We start from the raw sequence: 19,172 nt of genomic DNA, 5'->3' as shown, positions 1-19,172 counted from the left end.
ATAATTAATTTAAATACAAAAGGGTTTTGAGGTTTTTAATTGACTTAAAGCCCTTTATTATTTTTTATTTATTGTATTCTTCTATTAACTTACTAAAGAAACTTCTTTCTAAATCAATAGCTTTTATTCTGCTTGTGTGATTAAATTTAGCAGCATCTGTTTTGTAATTATAATAATGTTCTTCTTTTTGTTGTTTCATATCTGATATATTATACTTAGAAAAAGAAAATTTATCTAAATAAAAATCATTATCTTCTATTATAAATGTATAATAATATGTACCGTCATCTATTGCTTCTATTGTAACGTAATTTCCTGATGAAGCAATATCATAAGTTTGTGAATAGTCTTCATTTTGCATCGGATAAAAGCCTGTTATAAACTCTGCTTTATTTTCATCGTTTTTATCTCTTTTCCACATAGTTACATAATTAAAATATTTATCATTTACTTCAAAATCGTATACATATTTTTCCATTGATATAAGGTTTTCTACATATTCTTCATTTAATATATGACTTTGTATTAAAATATATTTTTCATTATTATTTGTAAATTCAGTTTGCGATGCAGGTGAATAAATATAGCTTGTATCTGCAAATTTAAAAGTTTGAGATATTTTATTTAATATTCTTATCATTAAATCTTCATTATTATTTCCAGTGATAACAGTATTAATTAAATTTGTAGGACTTAAAACAGGAAAATCTTCCATCAATACAAAAGATATATGGCTATCATTATGGATACTTTCTAATTCTTCTGTATCTTGAAAGCAGTGAATAGTAATATCCGCATTTTTATCTTTTAAATAATCCATAATATCATACTTTTCATAATAGGCACTATACATTAAAGGAGTTCCCACATAACCATCTCTCATTCTGTTTATGGAATTAATATCAGCACCAAGTTTTAAAAATAATTTTACTAAATCTAAATTATCAGCTAAAATTGATTGAAATAATAAATCGCTTTGTAATTGATAATCTATATCAGAAAAATAATAACCTGCAGATTCTAACTTTTTAATCAATTTTGATATTAAATTATAATTATTATTGTTTAAGTCAATTTTATTATATACTGTTTGATAGTCAAAATTAACTCCGCTATCTAATAAATAATCTATTATTTTATCAGTATAATTGTAATTTAGTATTTCAGTATCATCTAAACTAATGCCATGTTCAACAAGCCATCTTACTAAATCATTATAAGCATAATTTCTATAATCAAGTTTAGGTATTAACATTAATACATTATTTCCATTTTCATCTTTGCTATTTATGCCTTTTAATAATAAATCTTTTATAGGCTCTAATCTTTGTTTCTCTTCTTCTCTTCTTTCTTTTTTGGAATTGTCGGATATTCCATAATCTGCTAATTCTGAGTCAATAGTTTTGTATAATATTTCATCGATTTCTTCTTCTGTGTAATTTTTAATTGGATATTTATTTTTGAATTCAGGTTTTTTATTTCTTGTTGCAGTTGTTTGGTTATTTATAATTTGATTTGTATTTTGAGTATTATTATTGATTATTATGTTTGTATTGTTATTAACTGTTGTATTGTTTTGTGTGTTATCTGATTTGTTATTATTGCAGCTTATTAAGAAAGCCATTATTAATAATATAATTTTTTTCATAAACTTTCCTTAAACTTATTTAAACCTTATTTTTTAATTATGTTAAGTATTATACTAACTTTTTTTTAGTTGTCAATTTTTTGTTATTTGAAAATATAGTTTATGGTTTTAATGATTTTCTTAATATAAAGTATATTGATTTTTGTTTATATAATGTATTGATAATATTATAATATAAAGTATAATAATCCTAATTTTATCATAATAGGGGGTAAAAATGAAAAGAAGTGTATTTTTTATAGTTATTAGTTTATTTATGTCATTATCTTTGTATTCTCAAGTTACTAGATTTACAAGATTAACTCCGGAACAATTAACTAATTTAGCAAATCCAAGAAGGCTTTCTCATAGAATATTTTATAGAGAAAAATCTAAAGGCCCTAATGCAAAATGGTTTGATGCTGTTAAAGAGGGTAATTTAGAAGAGATAAAAAGAATGGTTGAAGCAGGACAGGATATTGAAGTTCAAGATACAGCAAGCTTAAAACAAACAGCTTTAGGTTGGGCGGCATTTATAGGATATTTGGATATAGTTGAGTATTTAGTAGATAGAGGAGCTAATTTATATGCTGGGGACACTGCTGATGTTACAAGTGCTTTCAAATCTGCTATACTTGGCGGAAATATAGATGTAATTGAATATTTGTATCCTTTATATAATGGTAAGCTTGATTTAAATGAGCAGGATAAAAGAGACGGAGAAACTATGCTAATGGTAGCAGCAGGTAATAGCAGAGAAGAAGCTGTTAAATTTCTTTTGGATAAAAAAGTAGATGTAAATATTGTAAGCAAGCAATTAAATAAGACAGCCTATACTTATGCTTGCGAGTCAAAAAATCAGAATATTATAAGTATGATAAAAGCAGCAGGCGGAACAAATATAAGAACAGGTAAGGCATCTTGTAATTAATGCTTTTATAATAGATTAAAGAAATATTATGTTCTATTTAGTTCCAGTGTTTATAATTCTTCCATTAATATTAATGGCTGTAATGATATTAGTACCTAACCATATAGGAAAAAAATTATATCCATCATTTACAAAATCAAAATCTTCTATTTTACAAATAAAAAGAAATGATTTATTTGATTTGTTAGTAAATTATGAGAATTATCCTATATGGTTAAAATATTTATCATTAGTACAAGTAGAAAATATAGAAAATGATAAATTAAAGATTATGCAAACCTATAGTAACAGGAAAACATATCAAGAGCTAACTGAAGTGAGAAGAATCAATACTGATGATAGAACAGAAGTGTCTATTGTTAAATTAGAGAATGAATTTACTGTTTTGTGGACATATATATTGGAAGATGAAGGTGAAGATAAGACAAAAATAACAATAAAAGAAACTATATATGTTTATCATCCTTATTTTAGATTTATTTTTAAATATATTCTTACAGATGAGAATGGTAAAAATGAGTTTTTGATTAAATTAAAAAAATATGTTAATAAAAATAATAGATAATTTTATTGACTATTTTTGTTTTTTTAATATACTAATACAAATATGGAAAATAAAGAATTTAGTTTAGTGTCTTTAAATATATCTGAGAATACTGGTACTATAAAAATACCTGTAAAAAACATTGTTTTAGTTGAGGATAAAGGTGTATTTAATGATGCTCATTTTGGTAAATTGACAGATAGACAAGTTTCTTTGCTTGCAATTGAAGATATAGAGTACACAAATAAAAAAATGAATACTAATTTAAAGCCTGGTGATTTTGCTGAAAATATTACTACCAAAGGTGTAGAGCTTTATAGTTTAAAAATAGGCACTAAAATATATATAGGTGATACAATATTAGAAGTTTCAAAAATAGGAAAAGAATGCCATAAAGGCTGCGACATAAAAAAGTTGGTTGGCGATTGTATTATGCCTAAGAGGGGCATATTTGCAAGGGTAATTAAGGGAGGAGAGATTACAGTTGAGGATACTTGTTATTACTGTATCTGATAGGGCATATAAAGGCATATATCAAGATAAATCTGGTGAGATTATTATAAAAACTTTGGAAGAAGAATTAAAAGATAAAATTATAAATAAAATTATTATACCAGATGAATATGATGTAATATTAAATACATTAGAAAATAATAAAGATAAGTTTGATATAATAATAACTACAGGAGGAACAGGTTTATCAAAAAGAGATGTAACTCCTGAAGCTACAATGGCGTTTTGTAAGAAAGAGGTTAGGGGAGTATCTGATTATTTAAGGCAGGAATCTATAAAAGAGACTATATTTGCTTCTCTTTCAAGAGGTTATGCTGGGATTAATGATAATGTATTTGTGGTAAACTTTCCAGGAAGTGAGAAAGCAGCAAAATATTGCACTAAATTAATTATACCTTTGCTTGAACATATTATAGCTATGATAAAAGGTGAAGGGCATTAATAATATTTAATAAAATTTTATTAAAAGAAATATAAGGAAATTTTATGAAAAAGATTATGTTTGCATTTTTTTTAATATCATATTTGTTTGTATCATGTAATCAATCAAATAATACTCAATCTAATTCAGAAAATAAAGAAATATATGTATTAGCAGCAGCAAGCCTAACAGATGTACTTACAGAATTAGCTAATAATTATAAACAAGAAACATCAACAGAAGTTATATTTTCTTTTGCTTCATCAGGTGCTTTGCAAGCTCAAATAGAAGCCTCTGCTCCTGCCGATATATTTTTCTCTGCAGCTCAAAAACAAATGAATGCTTTAGAAGAAAAAGGTTTAATTGACAGTGAAACTAGAAAAGATTTACTTGAAAATAAAGTTGTTTTAATTACTCCAAAAAACTCTAATTTAAATATTAAATCATTTACAGATATAACTAATTCTAATGTGAAAAAAATTGGACTTGGCGAGCCAAAAAGTGTGCCAGTAGGACAGTATTCTGAAGAGATATTAAGTAATTTATCTATATTAGATATTGCTAAAGAAAAAGCTGTTTATGGTTCTGATGTTAGAAATGTTCTTGATTGGGTAGAGACTGCTGAAGTTGATTGCGGAATAGTGTATGCTACAGATGCTAAAATAGCAAAAAATATTAATATAATAGCAGAAGCTCCAGAAGGTACTCATAAAAAAGTTATTTATCCTATATCGATAATAAAATCTTCTCAAAACAAAGAAGAAGCAAAGAAGTTTATAGAGTATATTTCTACAGATAAATCAAAAGAGATATTTCAAAATTATGGTTTTACTGTAGTAAAATAATGTAGTAGAATAATATGGAATATTCTCCATTAATACTTTCTTTAAAAACAGCATTCTATTCTACTATAATTACTTTTTTTGTTGGAATATATATTGCTTTTGCAGTTTTTAAGATAAAGAGATTTTCATCTATATTTGATATAGTATTTACTCTTCCTTTAGTACTTCCTCCTACGGTTGTTGGATTTTTTTTGCTTATATTTTTCGGAAGAAATTCTTTTATAGGAAGCATAGTTGAAAAATTAGGTTTTCCTTTTATCTTTACTTTGAGGGGGGCTATACTTGCTTCTTTTATAGTTTCTTTTCCATTAATGTACAGAACTAGTAAAGGAGCTTTTGAGCAGATAGACACTAATATTATAAATGCCGCTAAAACATTAGGTAAATCTGAAAATTGGATATTTTGGAGAATAATACTTCCAAATAGCTGGCAATCTATATTAGGTGGAACTATACTTTCTTTTACAAGGGCTTTAGGAGAATTTGGCGCTACTATTATGATTGCTGGAAACATACCTAATAGAACTCAAACTATATCTCTTGCTATATATACAGCCGTGCAGGCTGGAGATAGAGATTTAGCTTTTAGGTGGGTTGCAATAATTGTTGCTATATCGTTTATAAGCATAATGATGATGAATATTATAATACCTGTTTCTAATAGCATTAAAAAAAGATTATAAAAAATATATTTTGAGGTTTTAATATTGAGCTTAATAGTTGATATTAAAAAGAGATTATCTAATTTTGATTTAGATTTGCAATTTGAGGCGAGTGGTGGAGGAGTGTTCGCTATACTTGGGGCTTCTGGAAGCGGTAAGAGTATGGCTTTGAAATGTATTGCAGGTATAGAGAAACCAGACAGCGGATATATAGAACTTGACGGAAAAATTTTTTATGATTCTAAAAGACATATTAATATTAAACCGCAAAAAAGAAATGTTGGATTTTTATTTCAAAATTATGCTTTATTTCCAAACATGACAGTCGAAGAAAATATAAAAACAGGAATTAGAAATAAAGATATTAATATTGAAGATATAACGAAAAAGTTTTTTATATATGATATAAGAAATAAAAAGCCAAGAGAGATATCTGGAGGCGAACAGCAGAGGACAGCTTTAGCAAGAATATTTGTATCATCACCTAATATGTTATTATTAGATGAACCTTTGAGTGCTTTAGATTATCATATAAAGTTGGAGTTAGAAAAGTTTATTTTATTTAATATAAAAGAGTTTAACGGCACTACATTATTTGTATCCCATAATAGAGAAGAAGTTTATAAGATGGCTGATAATATAGGTATATTAAACAGAGGTAAATTTGAAGTTATAGATTCTAAGCATAATATTTTTAAAACTCCAAAGACATATTTTTCTGCTTTGCTTGTTGGGTGTGAGAACTTTTCGAAAGTGAGATTATTAGGTGATAAAAAAATAGAGTGTGTTGATTGGAATATTATAATTAATAATAATAATAATAATATAAATTATGTTGGAGTTAGGGCTAATAGTTTTTTTGAATATAATGATTTTAATAATTCTCAAAACATTAATATGAAATGCCGTATTAAAAAGATAGTAGAAGAGATTTTTTCTTATGTTATCACTGTTACTCCTATAAATACTGAAAGTGAAATAATATGGCATTTGAATAAAGATAATTATAAAAAAGATTATTATATTGGAATGGAGATAAATTTAGCTATTAATATTGATAATATTATGTTTTTAGAATAATATAGTTTAATATTTTATTTTTGAGGTAATTAAAAATGTCTAGAACTTTTTTGCATCCTGATGAGGCTTTAAAATTGGTATTAGAAAATATAGAGGATTATGGCGAAGAGAAAATATCTGTACTTGATTCTTATAATAGAGTTTTAGTTAATGATATTTATGCTTTGAATGATGACCCTCCTTTTAGTAAATCATCTATGGACGGGTATGCCTATAATAAAGAAGATGAAAATAAAGATAATTATGTTTTAATTGAAGACAAAATAATATATGCCGGGCTTTGTGAGAAAATAAAAATTAATAGCGGTGAATGTGTAAAGATTATGACAGGAGCAATGCTGCCAGAAAATTGCAATGCTGTACAGAGAGTTGAATGGACTGAAAAAATAGAAGCAGATAAAACTACTATTAAATTTACAAAAAAAGAAATTAGTAATAATGTAATAAAAAAAGGAAACAATAAAAAAACAGGTGAAAAGATACTAGATAAAAAATTTTTACTTCCAAAAGATATAGCGATATTAGCAGGTTTTGGTTTTTCAAATATTGATGTGAAGAAAAAAATCAAAGTAGCAGTTGTTTCTACAGGAGATGAAATAGCAAATATTGGAGAGAGGTTAAAAGATGGTCAGATATATGATGCTAATGCTCCTATGCTTGTATCAAGAACTTTAGCATTATCTTGTGATAGTAAGTTTTATGGCAAAGTAAATGATGATGAAAGAGAGATAAAAAATATACTTTCTAAAGCTATAGAAGAAAATGATATTGTGCTTATAAGCGGCGGAGTATCTATGGGAGATTTTGATTATGTGCATAAAGAGTTATTGGAGCTTGGAGTAAAACAAATATTTCATGGTATAGCTATGAAGCCTGGCAAACCTTTATTTTTTGGTAAGCTTAATAAAAAGGCTGTGTTTGCTTTGCCTGGTAACACTGTTTCTTCATTTATGACTTTTGAGATTATGGTTAAGGCTTATATATTAAGTTGTTTAGGTTTGAAATATGAAAGTAGTTATACAAATGCTGTATTAACAGATGAGTTTAACAGAAAAGATAATGAAAGACTTGAATATGTACCTGTAAAGCTCATTCATAATAATACAAAGTTAGAAGCAAGGCTTATAAATTATAATAATTCTTCTATGATAGCATCCTTCTCCGAGGCTAATGGAATACTAAAAATAGATATAGGTGTTTCTAATATAAAAAAAGGGAGTATAGTTGATGTTAGATTCATTTAATAGAGAGATTAATTATATTAGGGTATCTGTTACAGATAGATGCAATTTAAGGTGTGTTTATTGTATGCCTGAAGAGGATTTTGAAAAAAAAAGTCATAATGAAATTTTATCTTATGAACAAATATGTAATGTTGTAAAAGAGGCAGCAGAGCTTGGAGTTAAAAAGGTTCGTCTTACTGGAGGAGAGCCTTTGGTGAGAAAAGATATTGATAATCTTGTTTCTATGATTAGAATGGTAAAAAAAATTGAAACTATAGCTATGACTACAAATGCTTTGCTTCTCTCTACTATCGCAGAAAAATTAAAAAAATCAGGGCTTGATTCTATTAATGTTTCTCTTGATACTTTAGACGATGAAAGATATAAATATATTACAAGAGGCGGTAATTTGAAAGATGCTTTAAGAGGAATTGAAACAGCTTCTAAACTTGGTTTTCAATTAAAGATTAATGTTGTTGTTTATGATAAGAAGAGTAGGGAGGAACTACCATTATTAGAAAAATATGCAAGTAGTATTAATGCTAAATTACAAACTATTCAATATTATAATATTAATGCTCAAAAGGTTGATAGTATTAATTATGACAGACCTCATAGATGCAAATATTGTAATAGAATAAGGCTTCTTTCTGATGGTTATTTGCTTAGCTGTTTGCATAGTAATATTAAGTTTAAAATTGACTTTAACGATATAAGAGGCTCTATTATAAAATGCATTGAAGGGAAGCCTGAGAATGGCACTTATAGCGATGTTAAATCTATTAGTATGATAGGAGGATAATATGGAATTAACTCATATAGATGAAAATGGAAATGCCAATATGGTTGATGTTGGAAATAAAGATATTGTAAAAAGAGAAGCCAAAGCTCAAGGAAAAATATATTTGTCTAAAGAGACTATTTATTTAATAAAAGAAAACAATATAAAAAAAGGCGATGTTATATCTGTTGCAAGAATAGCTGGTATAATGGGGGCAAAACAAACTTCTAATCTTATACCTTTATGCCATAATATTAATATAGAAAAAGTGTCTATTGATTTTATTTTGGAAGATGACGGAATAATTGCAATGTCTTATTGCAGATGCAGCTATAAAACAGGAATAGAAATGGAAGCTTTAACTGCAGTTAGTATATCTCTTTTAACTATATGGGATATGTGTAAGGCAGTAGATAAAAAAATGCAAATAGGCGATATTGTATTAATTTCAAAAACTAAAGAGGATATTTAATAAAAGAACATTATTTTTATTAAATAATGCTCTTTATATTATATTTTTAATTTTTTTAATTTTTAGCAGGCTTAAATCTTAAAGAAAGCTGTAAACCAATATCAAAGCTGTCTGTTCCTATATAAGTTCTTGATTTAGGTCCGAAATCATATCCCAAATAAAATCCAATACCCAAATCTCTTGTATCAACAAATTCTCTAGTTTTATAATTAATATCTGAGAAAAACCATTCAAAAGTTAATTTTATATATGGTATAACATACATTTGATTGTATATTGATTTTATATCATTAAAATTAATTCTTTCATAACGTCTATAACTTTCAGTATCTGATACTCTTGTATATGTTTCTATTCTTCCATGAAAAGGAATTTTTACCCCAGCTCCTAATCCAAGAGCAAAATTATTAATATTAAATTTAGGCAATACTCCTAATTGTAAACTAGTAAAACGATTACGAATAGTATGCCTTTGATATACTGTATTAGGAACTTTATAAGAAAAACTATCATGACTAAAACCTATTTCTCCTAATATACTCATAGCCATATTATTATTAAAATCTGCTAAAAAACCAAGCTGAGCAGTAAGAGCACCATCAAAACCAAAAGAAGCTTTTCTCTCAAAACCAGCATCTCCAATAGGTATGCCAATAGATTTACCAATATCAGCATTGATTATTGCTTCAAAACCGCTTTTAGCAAAAACAGAACTATTGATTATTAATATCATTAGAAATAGATACTTTTTCATTATAGTCTCCTTATATAATTAAGTATTTTTATAATAAGCTATTATTATATTTTGTCAATTAAAAATGAGAATATAAATATTTTTATTTTCCTTTACAGATTCTATTTGATAATTCATCAAAACCTTCTTCAACAGTAAGTCCCCAATCTGTTTTTATTTTATACCACTCTCTAATATATTCGCATTGATACTCTTCATTTTCTGGAAGCCATTCGAGAGGTGATTTATCTCCCTTAGAACGATTAGCACTTCTTGAAACAGCTATTAAATGATGCTCGTTTTTCAAATAATTATAATATCTATTTTTTTTCTCTTTGCTCCAATTACTAGCACCGCTCATATAAGCGTTTTTTAAAGGCACCAAATGGTCTATATCCAAATCTTTAGGGTCATCAAAATATTTGCCGGTGTATTTATCATACCATCTTCCAGATACTACTTTATTATTTGATATTATAGGTTTTATTAAAGACTCTTCCAAAAGAACTTCATTTCTTGTATTAAGCCCATCATTGTCATCATCTCTCCATTTTCCCCAATCATCTCTGTTATATCTTTCTATTTTTTTAGTAAAATATTTAGCTTCTATTATGTCATATTTATCATAACAATAATATATTAAAGCAAAAACAACTGCTATAAAAAGCACAAATAATTTATTTAACTTTTTATTTTTTCTTCTTGCCATATTTTATAATATAATTAAATCAGTTGGTGTGCTATTTAAAATTGCAGGACCATCTTTAGTTACTATAGCCATATTCTCTATTCTCACTCCTCCAAAATCTGGAAGATATATTCCAGGCTCAATAGTAACTACAGCCCCCCCATCAAGTATATGATCAACTATAGGTGATAACCTAGGAGATTCATGTATCTCAAGTCCAACACCATGTCCAAGACCATGTCCGAAATACTGTCCATATCCAGCATTTTTTATTACTTCTCTTGCAACATTATCAACTTCTTTTCCTGTTATTCCAGAATGTATAGCAGCTGCTCCTTTCTCATTTGCTTCTTTTACTATATTGTATATTTTTTGCATTTTATCAAATTTATCGCCTTTGCCAAAAAAGAAAGTTCTTGTAATATCACTTTTATATCCATCTCTTGATAAGCCAAAGTCCATTAAAATATTATCCCCAAGTTTTAATTTTCTATCTGACGGAACTCCATGAGGAAGAGATGTTCTATCGCCAAAAAGAAGTATAGTGTCAAATGCTGTTTTATCTCCGCCTTCTTTTCTCATTTGATATTCTAATTCTGCAGCCAAATCTTTTTCTGTAACTCCTTCTTTTACAGTTGATAGCATTTTTATCATAGCCTTTTCAGCACTGTGTAGATTCTCTTTTATTATATTAATTTCTTCTTTTTCTTTTACTATTCTTATAGAGTCTATATCAGCTTTACTTATAGATACCTTAATAGAGTTATTTACCATAGCAGCTACTACGTTTTCATAATCAGTAAGATATAATGCATTCTTAGCAACAGTTATTTCTTTTATATTGTTTTCTTTTATAAAATCAGCTAAAGCATCTTGATAAGTATTCGCAACCAAAACAACTGTAGTTTTATGAGTAATTTTAGATGCTACTTCAAAATATCTTGAATCTACAAATAAATACTTTTTAGAATCATATATTAAAAGCCAGCCTGCTGTACCTTTAAAACCTGTCAAATAAAATATGTTTTCATTTTTTGTTATTAAAATTGTTTCTTTTGTAATATCTAATAGTCTATTTAATCTTGAATCATAATCAAATTTATTATTTTCTTTGCTTATAAAAGTTTTTAATGTTGACATAGTTTGCCTACCTTAATAATTGTTTATATAACTTAATATTATACTAATAAATTATATTTTGTCAAAATTAATATTTTTATAATTTTTTTATAGCTATATCTATTCTGCTTAAAAAATAGGTAACATTGCTTAATGTTTCAGTTAGTAGGAATATAAGTTTATTTCTTTTTGTTGAATTAGCTCTATTTGTCATCATCATAGTAGAAGAGAGTATTGTTTTTAATATATTTGCTTTCTCTTGATAAACTTTTATTGTTTTTATAGATTCATCATAAATACTATTTACTTTCTCTTCATCATTATTATTTTTTGCTTCATTATAAATATTAAATATTTTAATTTTAAACTCTTCTAATATAGTTTTTAATTTATTATAAGCTTCTTTTATGTTAGTTTTATTATTTTCTTTATATCTTTTATTTGCTACAATTAATGCCATATTTCTATCGAATACGAAATCATCAATATTTCCCTCTTCAATATATTCTATCTTTACAGCATCATAAGTCAGTCTTTTTATATTCATGTCTTTGTATTTATCTTTGAAACTTTTAAAATATTCTATTTGGTTTTCAAATATAAACTCTGTAGGAGGATAAACATCAATATTAGTATTATTTTTTATTGTATTAAAATAATAAGACTCAAACGTTTTTATTTTATTTGTTTTGTTTATCATATATTCGTATGACAATGTATGCTTAATATGCCTTTGATAAAATGGATAGCTATTGTCAAAACCTATTAAAAGCACATCTTTAAAACCTGCATAATATGCAAAATCTATCATGGTGCTTGCTACTGTACTTGAAGTATTTAATGCTGATATAGCAGCGTACTCATTAATATATTTTACCAATTCTAAATTTTCATTTGAACTAAATCTTATTAAATTAGTTTTATTTTCTAATCTTTTAGGTATTATTTTATTGCATGCTATATCCATTATTAAATATGGAAAATCATCACTTTCATAAATAAAATCTAAAGAATTAAAAAATCCGCCGTCTACAGTAACGACAAAATCTGGTATTATATTATTCTTACAAAGTACACTATAAGCTGTATCTACGCATATTACTATAAATGATTCTCTATTATTTTTTATTTTTTTTATAGAATATTCTAAAGTAGGCCCGGGGCATATTAATAAAGCCTTGAAATCTTTGAATGCATTTTTTAATATAGATACATCAGATGATTTGCTAATATACTCGCTATTAAATATAATATTTTTTGTCCATATATTTTCAAAATACATATTTGTTAATATATTAGACAATTCTTTTTCCATATTATTTAATATATCAGTATAAAATAAATTAGCTTTTTCTTTTTCTTCTTTAGTAAGTGATGGGAGCAGCACAAGATTTATACCATTAATATTTTTATAATCTACTATTTTGTTTATATAGTCTATATCATCTTCAGTATCTATAAAAAAAACGTTTTCATTGTTTGTAGAATAAATATTATAGTATGAATACTTAAAAATGGCTGCATCCTCTACAACAATAACTATTTTGAGGGTTTCTATAATTTCATCATTAAAATAATCGTTAATATTTTCTAACAAATATTTTAATACATATCCTAATCCATAACCATATATTATTATTAGATTTTTGTTTTTATTTATATTTTCTAATGCTCTTTTACATTCATTTTCTATATTATATTTACTATGTATTGCTCTATTATTTTTGTATATTATTTTTAATCCATCTTTATTGGTATCAATTTTATAAATATCAGATAATTCTTCTTTTTGTAATTTATTGTGTAATTTTATAGATATATTCATATCTAAGTATGATAACAAAAAAGTAAATAAAAATCAAATATGTAATTGACAAAACTGTAATAATATAATATTATATTATGCGTTATAATTGTAAAAATTTACACTTTTTTATTTGGAGAATTAATTATGGCTACAGCTCCATTAGGTTTTAATAGTAAAAGCGGCAAACAGTATAAAGTGATGTTAGTAGATGATTCTAGTATTATAAGAATAGCCGAAAAAAAAATATTACTTTCAGAAGATTTTAATGTTGTTATGGAAGCAGACAATGCTATGGCAGCTTTAAAATATTTAAGAGAAATACCAGAAAAACCTGATATTATAATGCTTGACTTTGAAATGCCGCAAATGAATGGATTAGATTTGCTCAAAAGAATAAGAGCATTAAATTATGAAGGTAAAATAGTGGTTGTTACTTCACATACCAATAAAGAAACTTTTATGGAATTTGTAAATCTTAAAGTAGATACTTATATTGCAAAACCTATTCAGCGTCAGATAATTATTGCGCACTTAGCAAGAATACTTGGAAGATTTGATTATTTATAATAGTGTTTAATTATTGTTTAATTCTATTACAATATCAACTTCTGTTAATGAACATTTTAGTTGTGCTGCTATTTCCTTATTGCTAAAACCTTCCTTGTGAAGCTTTAGTATATTATCATGTTTTATTTTTTCATCAGTATTGTTGCTATTATTAGAATTGTTTATAATATCTTTTTGGTTATTATTTCTATTTAGGTTTATATTATTTCGTATAGTCATGTCTAATTGATTTCTTAATTTTTCTATTGCCTCTTTTTTACTATTTTCTTTTATTTTTCTTATTTCATCATACCTATTAGTTTTCGTTTCTTCTTTTTGAGGATTGTTTTCAATTATTTTGTTATCTTCATTTTTTATTGTAATATCTAAAATATTATTATTATTATTTAATGATTCTTTATTTTCTTCAATAAGAATATTTTCGTTATTTTTATTATCTTCTATCTTTATATCTAATATACTCTTTTTGTCTGCTTCAGATACCTCGTATTTCGTTTTAATGTTGGCATTTAAAGCAGCTTCTTTTTTTTCTTTTAATTCTTTAATTTGAGGGTCTTTTTCATTTAGCTGTTTGTTTAAATTATTAGCTCTATTTATAGCATCTTCTAATAATGATATTCTACTTAATGCTATATTATTGAATTCCTTTACCAATGCTTCAATTTCATCTCTTGCTTTTTTTATAACCTCTTTTTCTAATCTTTCCCTTGCCCTCGAAACTATATATACATAAAATAAAGGCATTACAACTGCTAATATTATAACATTGATTATTATACTAATTAAGATTTGCATTTTTAAGATTTATCCTATTTTTATCCAAATATATCTATTTTTAGTCCTTTACTTTGTTCAGTAGATGATACTTCTTCTATTTCTATATTATTATCATTTTGGGCATCATCATTATTTTGATTAAATACAGATTTCTTTTTATTTTTTTTCCTATATGACATATACCCTTTATTTTTTTGTTCATCTTTTTTTTCTTTAATTTTATTATCTTCTGAAACATTTTCTGATTTTACAACTGTTGAATCTTTTATATATGAATCTCTATGTATGTCTTTATCTTCAGATTGCATGGCTATTGTTTTGGCTGCCATTCTTACATGTTCCATTCTGCCTATATGCGATTGCTGCATATAAAGCACTTGTAAATCTAAAGGTGCTATAGGCATTTTTTATAAATCTCCGTATTTTATGCCATAAATTTATCCTATATTAATAAATATATATAATTTTTATTTTATTGCAAGTTAAAAATATAATCATAATAAAATCATTGACTTTTATTCTATGTATAGTATCATAGATTATCTTTAAATAGAAAATAGGAGTTTATTAAATGATATACTATAAAGATAATATTTTAATGTGTGAAGATATTGAGATTAGAAATATTACAGATGTTTATAAGACTCCTTTTTATATTTATTCAAAAAATGATATTTTAGAAAAGATTAGGTTTTTAAAAAATGTATTTTCAGAGATAGAGAATCATTCTATAGTTTATGCTATTAAGGCAGAGAATAATTTATCTATATTAAAGATGATGATAGAAGAGGGAATAGGGGGAGATGTAGTATCTATTGGTGAAACGTTAAAATATATAAAAGCAGGCGGAAAGGCTGAGAATATAGTATTTTCTGGGGTTGCTAAAACAGAAGAAGAGATAAGAAAATCAATAGAATTAAATATAAAGCGTTTTAATATAGAATCTATTCCAGAGGCAATAAGGATAAACTCTATAGCAAAAGAATTAAAAAGAAGAGTAAAATGTTCTATAAGAGTTAATCCAAATATAGATGCCCATACTCATGAAAAAATTACAACAGGAATTAACGGGAACAAATTTGGTATTAGTATAAAGACAATTAGAGAAAATGCTAATATGTTAAAATCTTTGGACAATATAGAAATAGAATCATTATCTATGCATATAGGCTCCCAAATGGTGGATGCTGAACCTTTTTATAAGGCAATACTTGTAATGAGAGATTTGATAGCAGAGGTTAATAGTTTAGGCTTTAATATAACAAACATAGATATAGGCGGAGGATTTGGAGTAAGATACAATAGGGCGCATTCTGGATTTGATTTTGATAAGTTTAAAAAAGATAGTATAAGTCTTCTTAAAGAGATGAATCTTAGCGTTACAACAGAGCCTGGAAGATATTTTGTTGCGGAGTCTGGTGCTTTGATAATGAGAGTGGAATATATAAAAGAAGAGCTTAGCAGAAAGTATGCTATTTTAGACGGCGGTATGAATGATTATGTTAGGGTTGCTATGTATGAGGCTTATAATGAAATAATGCCTTTAGTAAAAACTGATAAATATTCAAATTATGATTTTGTAGGACCTATATGCGAAAGCTCGGATGTGTTTGCTAATGACAGAGAATGCGAAACCCTCAAAGAGGGAGATTATGTTGCTTTGCTTGATGCGGGTGCTTATGGTTTTAGTATGTCTAGCAATTATAACTCTCGTCCATTAATATCGCAGGTAATGATAGATAAAGATAAACATTATATTATAAGAAAAAGACAGAGTTTTGAAGATATGATAAAAGATGAGATAATATAATTTATATTATTATCTGTTTTCAATAGACTTTGATTAAGTGTTTATGTTATTCACACCATAATAATATTGTTAGAACTTTACAAAAAATTAAGTAATGATAACAATGATTTTTTATTTAGAAAATATGTAAAGCTATATTATTGTTTTTATCAATAGAAATATTTATAAAATAGTAAGAATATTTATTTGATTTATATTATTAATTTTGTTTGTTTAAAATATTTTCTTTCTTGCAATAATCACATAAAAACTCTTTAAACTTATGCACAGTATCTCTGCTCATAGCATGCTCTATTAAACAAGCTTCTTCATCTGCTATTTTTTCATCTATATTTAAAACTTTAGTTAAGAAATAATAGAATATTGCATGTCTTTCTGCTATATCTTTTCCTATAGCTCGTCCAGAATCAGTCAACTCTATATCTCCATAATGTTCATGTTTTATATGACCTAATTTGCATAATGTTTTTATTGCTGTATTAACGCTTGCTTTTGAACGTCCTACTAAATCTGCTATATCTGTAATTCTAATTGCTTCTTTAAATTGTTTTTCTACTTCCAAGTTGTAGATAGTTTCTAAATAATTTTCTAATATTGGTGTCATTTCTTGTTGTTTCATATAAATGATTTTAATATAAAAAATATATAAGTCAATATAAAATATATAATTTTTCATTTTTTATGTAATTTTAGATTATTATACTTATTCACAAAAAAATAAACAATTAATCTAATATTCTTATTATAAATGAAAAAAATAAAAATATGCTATTTAATATTTGTAACAAAATACAACTAATTAATTGCATTATATTTCTAAATATAGTATTATTACTTAACTATTATAGAAGGGGAGAATTATGTTAAAAAGAATATTATTGTTTTTGTATATTTTTATTTTAATTACTTCATGTACAAATAACGTGAATCGTTCTTCAAAGGAATTATTTATTAATGCTGGTGAAGAGCCAAAGACAATAGACCCTACATTATCTGGAAATGACTTTGTTTATCCAAGGCATGTATTTGAAACTTTGATAATTAAAGATAAAAATGGAAATTTAGCTGGCGGAGCTTGTGAAAGTTGGGAGATTTCAGATGACGGACTTAGATATATTTTTCATTTGAGAGAGAATGCTAAATGGTCTGACGGACTTAATGTAACAGCGAATGATTTTGTTTATGCTTTGCAAAGAGCTGCTAATCCTGCCAGTGGGGCAGAGTATACTTCATTTGTAGAATATATAAAAAATGCTGTAAAGATACTTTCAAGTGAGCTTTCGGTAGAGGAACTTGGAGTGAAAGCTATAGATGATTATACTTTAGAAATAACCTTAGAAGCTCCTACGGGATATTTTTTAGATATACTTACTTATCCGATATTTGCTCCTGTTAGAAAAGATATTATAGAGAAGTATGGAGATAAGTGGTCATTAAGCCCAGAAAGCTATATTGGGAATGGTGCATTTATTATGACAGAGAGAAACCCTGATGAAAAAATAGTTGTAATAAAAAATACTAATTATTGGAATAAAGATAATATTGTTCCTGAAAAGATTACTTTTGTGATGATGAAGGATGCTACTTTAGCACTTGCTGGCATAAAAGACGGTTCATTAGATTTTTCTGTAAATATTATAGAGCAGGATTTAGAAAAGCTTAAGGAAGAGGGAATCGTTAATATAGCTCCATATTTTTCTACAGTTGCTTTTGGAATAAATGCCACTAATGAAGTCTTAAAAGATGTAAGGATAAGAAAGGCATTATCTTTGGCTATAGATAGAAATTATATAGTTGAAAATGTTGTTCCTACTGCAAAATCGCCTACAAGTGCTTGGGTTCCTGTGGGAGCTTATGATGTTACTGGAGATTTTAGAGAAAATGGGGGAGAATATATTGATTTATCTAAAGAGGCTTATTTTAATAATGTTGAGATGGCTAAAAAATTATTGGCTGAGGCGGGATATCCTAATGGGGAGAATTTCCCTGTATTAGAATATAAAACTACTTCAGATTTAGTTTATATGCAAGTAGCTGAAGCAGTGCAGCAGATGTGGAAAGAAAATTTAGGTATTGATTTACAAATTACTTCTTTAGAATGGGCAGCTTATCAGCAAATGAGAAGTGAAAAAGATTATCAGCTTATAAGAACTTTATGGATTGGTGATTATAGTGACCCTATGACTTTCTTAGAAAATTATTTAAGTTATAGAAGTCAAAATACTACAGGATACAGCAATGTTATTTTTGATAAATACATAGAAACTGCTAGGTCTACTGCCAATCAAAGTATAAGAATGGAAGCTATGCATAATGCTGAAAAATTATTGGTAGCAGAAGATAATTTGCTTATTCCAATATACAACCCATCAAATCCAACTTTAGTAAGTAAAAGATTAAAAGACTATGTTCTAACTCCATTACAAGAATATCAATTTCATTATGCTTATTTAGAATAAATTATTATATTTATAGTACTCTCTTATCATTTTTTGATGATGGAGTGCTATAAATATAAGTAATCTATTATAAAAAATAATTCTATTAATACCGATAATTATACTAATTTAAT

21 protein-coding genes are annotated in these 19,172 nt (G+C 26.3%); 13 read left to right on the top strand and 8 right to left on the bottom strand.

All coding sequences use genetic code 11. The features are described 5' to 3' along the window. Window positions 1-64: 64 nt before the first annotated feature. A complete protein-coding gene (locus R4I97_RS06925) occupies window positions 65-1,648 on the bottom strand; it encodes an ankyrin repeat domain-containing protein (RefSeq protein WP_335784349.1) in 1,584 nt (527 codons plus the stop codon). 217 nt (window positions 1,649-1,865) lie between these two features. Here R4I97_RS06925 and R4I97_RS06920 point away from each other — a divergent pair, with 217 nt between their 5' ends. From R4I97_RS06920 to moaC, 10 genes are read left to right on the top strand one after another with little or no spacing between them, the layout of a single operon-like run. Continuing rightward, complete coding sequence (locus R4I97_RS06920) at window positions 1,866-2,558, top strand: ankyrin repeat domain-containing protein (RefSeq protein WP_335784348.1); 693 nt, start codon at window positions 1,866-1,868, stop codon at window positions 2,556-2,558. A 28-nt stretch (window positions 2,559-2,586) separates the two neighbouring features. Further along, complete coding sequence (locus tag R4I97_RS06915) at window positions 2,587-3,123, top strand: SRPBCC family protein (protein WP_335784347.1); 537 nt, start codon at window positions 2,587-2,589, stop codon at window positions 3,121-3,123. A gap of 42 nt (window positions 3,124-3,165) precedes the next feature. Continuing rightward, window positions 3,166-3,615, top strand: a complete 450-nt coding sequence (locus R4I97_RS06910) for an MOSC domain-containing protein (RefSeq protein WP_335784346.1) — start codon at window positions 3,166-3,168, stop codon at window positions 3,613-3,615. Continuing rightward, entirely contained in the window at window positions 3,587-4,057 is a 471-nt protein-coding gene (locus tag R4I97_RS06905) for a MogA/MoaB family molybdenum cofactor biosynthesis protein (protein WP_335784345.1), read from the top strand. The genes R4I97_RS06910 and R4I97_RS06905 overlap by 29 nt, the downstream gene beginning before the upstream one ends. A gap of 44 nt (window positions 4,058-4,101) precedes the next feature. Beyond that, window positions 4,102-4,881 carry a molybdate ABC transporter substrate-binding protein gene (gene modA / locus R4I97_RS06900; RefSeq protein ID WP_335784344.1) on the top strand — a complete coding sequence of 260 codons (780 nt, stop codon included), beginning with the start codon at window positions 4,102-4,104 and terminating at the stop codon, window positions 4,879-4,881. A 14-nt stretch (window positions 4,882-4,895) separates the two neighbouring features. Further along, window positions 4,896-5,564 carry a molybdate ABC transporter permease subunit gene (gene modB, locus R4I97_RS06895; RefSeq protein ID WP_335784343.1) on the top strand — a complete coding sequence of 223 codons (669 nt, stop codon included), beginning with the start codon at window positions 4,896-4,898 and terminating at the stop codon, window positions 5,562-5,564. Window positions 5,565-5,588: 24 nt separating this feature from the next. Beyond that, window positions 5,589-6,623: a sulfate/molybdate ABC transporter ATP-binding protein gene (locus R4I97_RS06890; RefSeq protein WP_335784342.1), complete on the top strand. Its 1,035-nt coding sequence runs from the start codon at window positions 5,589-5,591 to the stop codon at window positions 6,621-6,623. A 35-nt stretch (window positions 6,624-6,658) separates the two neighbouring features. Next, window positions 6,659-7,867 carry a molybdopterin molybdotransferase MoeA gene (locus R4I97_RS06885; RefSeq protein ID WP_335784341.1) on the top strand — a complete coding sequence of 403 codons (1,209 nt, stop codon included), beginning with the start codon at window positions 6,659-6,661 and terminating at the stop codon, window positions 7,865-7,867. Beyond that, the gene (locus R4I97_RS06880) at window positions 7,851-8,648 is read left to right on the top strand and encodes a GTP 3',8-cyclase MoaA (RefSeq protein ID WP_335784340.1); all 798 of its coding nucleotides are present in this window, start codon (window positions 7,851-7,853) and stop codon (window positions 8,646-8,648) included. The genes R4I97_RS06885 and R4I97_RS06880 overlap by 17 nt, the downstream gene beginning before the upstream one ends. Window position 8,649: 1 nt before the next feature. Continuing rightward, window positions 8,650-9,099 carry a cyclic pyranopterin monophosphate synthase MoaC gene (moaC, locus tag R4I97_RS06875; protein ID WP_335784339.1) on the top strand — a complete coding sequence of 150 codons (450 nt, stop codon included), beginning with the start codon at window positions 8,650-8,652 and terminating at the stop codon, window positions 9,097-9,099. A gap of 55 nt (window positions 9,100-9,154) precedes the next feature. On the opposite strand, the gene R4I97_RS06870 is transcribed toward moaC, so the two are convergent. The 4 genes from R4I97_RS06870 to R4I97_RS06855 form a co-directional block, all read right to left on the bottom strand. Further along, complete coding sequence (locus R4I97_RS06870) at window positions 9,155-9,853, bottom strand: hypothetical protein (RefSeq protein ID WP_335784338.1); 699 nt, start codon at window positions 9,851-9,853, stop codon at window positions 9,155-9,157. Between the two features lie 82 nt (window positions 9,854-9,935). Then, window positions 9,936-10,541 carry an HNH endonuclease family protein gene (locus R4I97_RS06865; protein WP_335784337.1) on the bottom strand — a complete coding sequence of 202 codons (606 nt, stop codon included), beginning with the start codon at window positions 10,539-10,541 and terminating at the stop codon, window positions 9,936-9,938. Window positions 10,542-10,544: 3 nt separating this feature from the next. Beyond that, window positions 10,545-11,660 carry an aminopeptidase P family protein gene (locus R4I97_RS06860; protein ID WP_335784336.1) on the bottom strand — a complete coding sequence of 372 codons (1,116 nt, stop codon included), beginning with the start codon at window positions 11,658-11,660 and terminating at the stop codon, window positions 10,545-10,547. A 76-nt stretch (window positions 11,661-11,736) separates the two neighbouring features. Next, entirely contained in the window at window positions 11,737-13,464 is a 1,728-nt protein-coding gene (locus tag R4I97_RS06855) for a motility associated factor glycosyltransferase family protein (protein ID WP_335784335.1), read from the bottom strand. Between the two features lie 126 nt (window positions 13,465-13,590). On the opposite strand from R4I97_RS06855, the gene R4I97_RS06850 reads away from it, so the two are divergent. Then, entirely contained in the window at window positions 13,591-14,013 is a 423-nt protein-coding gene (locus R4I97_RS06850) for a response regulator (RefSeq protein ID WP_335784334.1), read from the top strand. Window positions 14,014-14,019: 6 nt separating this feature from the next. On the opposite strand, the gene R4I97_RS06845 is transcribed toward R4I97_RS06850, so the two are convergent. After that, window positions 14,020-14,808 carry a hypothetical protein gene (locus R4I97_RS06845; protein ID WP_335784333.1) on the bottom strand — a complete coding sequence of 263 codons (789 nt, stop codon included), beginning with the start codon at window positions 14,806-14,808 and terminating at the stop codon, window positions 14,020-14,022. A gap of 20 nt (window positions 14,809-14,828) precedes the next feature. Continuing rightward, on the bottom strand, window positions 14,829-15,194 hold the full coding sequence (locus R4I97_RS06840) for a hypothetical protein (RefSeq protein WP_335784332.1): 366 nt from the start codon (window positions 15,192-15,194) through the stop codon (window positions 14,829-14,831). A gap of 167 nt (window positions 15,195-15,361) precedes the next feature. On the opposite strand from R4I97_RS06840, the gene lysA reads away from it, so the two are divergent. Next, complete coding sequence (gene lysA / locus R4I97_RS06835) at window positions 15,362-16,600, top strand: diaminopimelate decarboxylase (RefSeq protein WP_335784331.1); 1,239 nt, start codon at window positions 15,362-15,364, stop codon at window positions 16,598-16,600. A 199-nt stretch (window positions 16,601-16,799) separates the two neighbouring features. Here the strand turns inward: lysA and R4I97_RS06830 are convergent, their stop codons facing one another. Then, on the bottom strand, window positions 16,800-17,219 hold the full coding sequence (locus R4I97_RS06830) for a metal-dependent transcriptional regulator (RefSeq protein ID WP_335784330.1): 420 nt from the start codon (window positions 17,217-17,219) through the stop codon (window positions 16,800-16,802). Between the two features lie 241 nt (window positions 17,220-17,460). Between R4I97_RS06830 and R4I97_RS06825 the strand changes: the two genes are divergently transcribed. Then, the gene (locus R4I97_RS06825) at window positions 17,461-19,059 is read left to right on the top strand and encodes a peptide ABC transporter substrate-binding protein (protein WP_335784329.1); all 1,599 of its coding nucleotides are present in this window, start codon (window positions 17,461-17,463) and stop codon (window positions 19,057-19,059) included. Window positions 19,060-19,172: the final 113 nt, after the last annotated feature.

It is taken from the genome of Brachyspira pilosicoli (genome assembly GCF_036997485.1).
Classification (GTDB): Bacteria; Spirochaetota; Brachyspiria; order Brachyspirales; family Brachyspiraceae; genus Brachyspira; species Brachyspira pilosicoli_C.
This window is presented reverse-complemented; position numbering and strand designations above follow the sequence as displayed.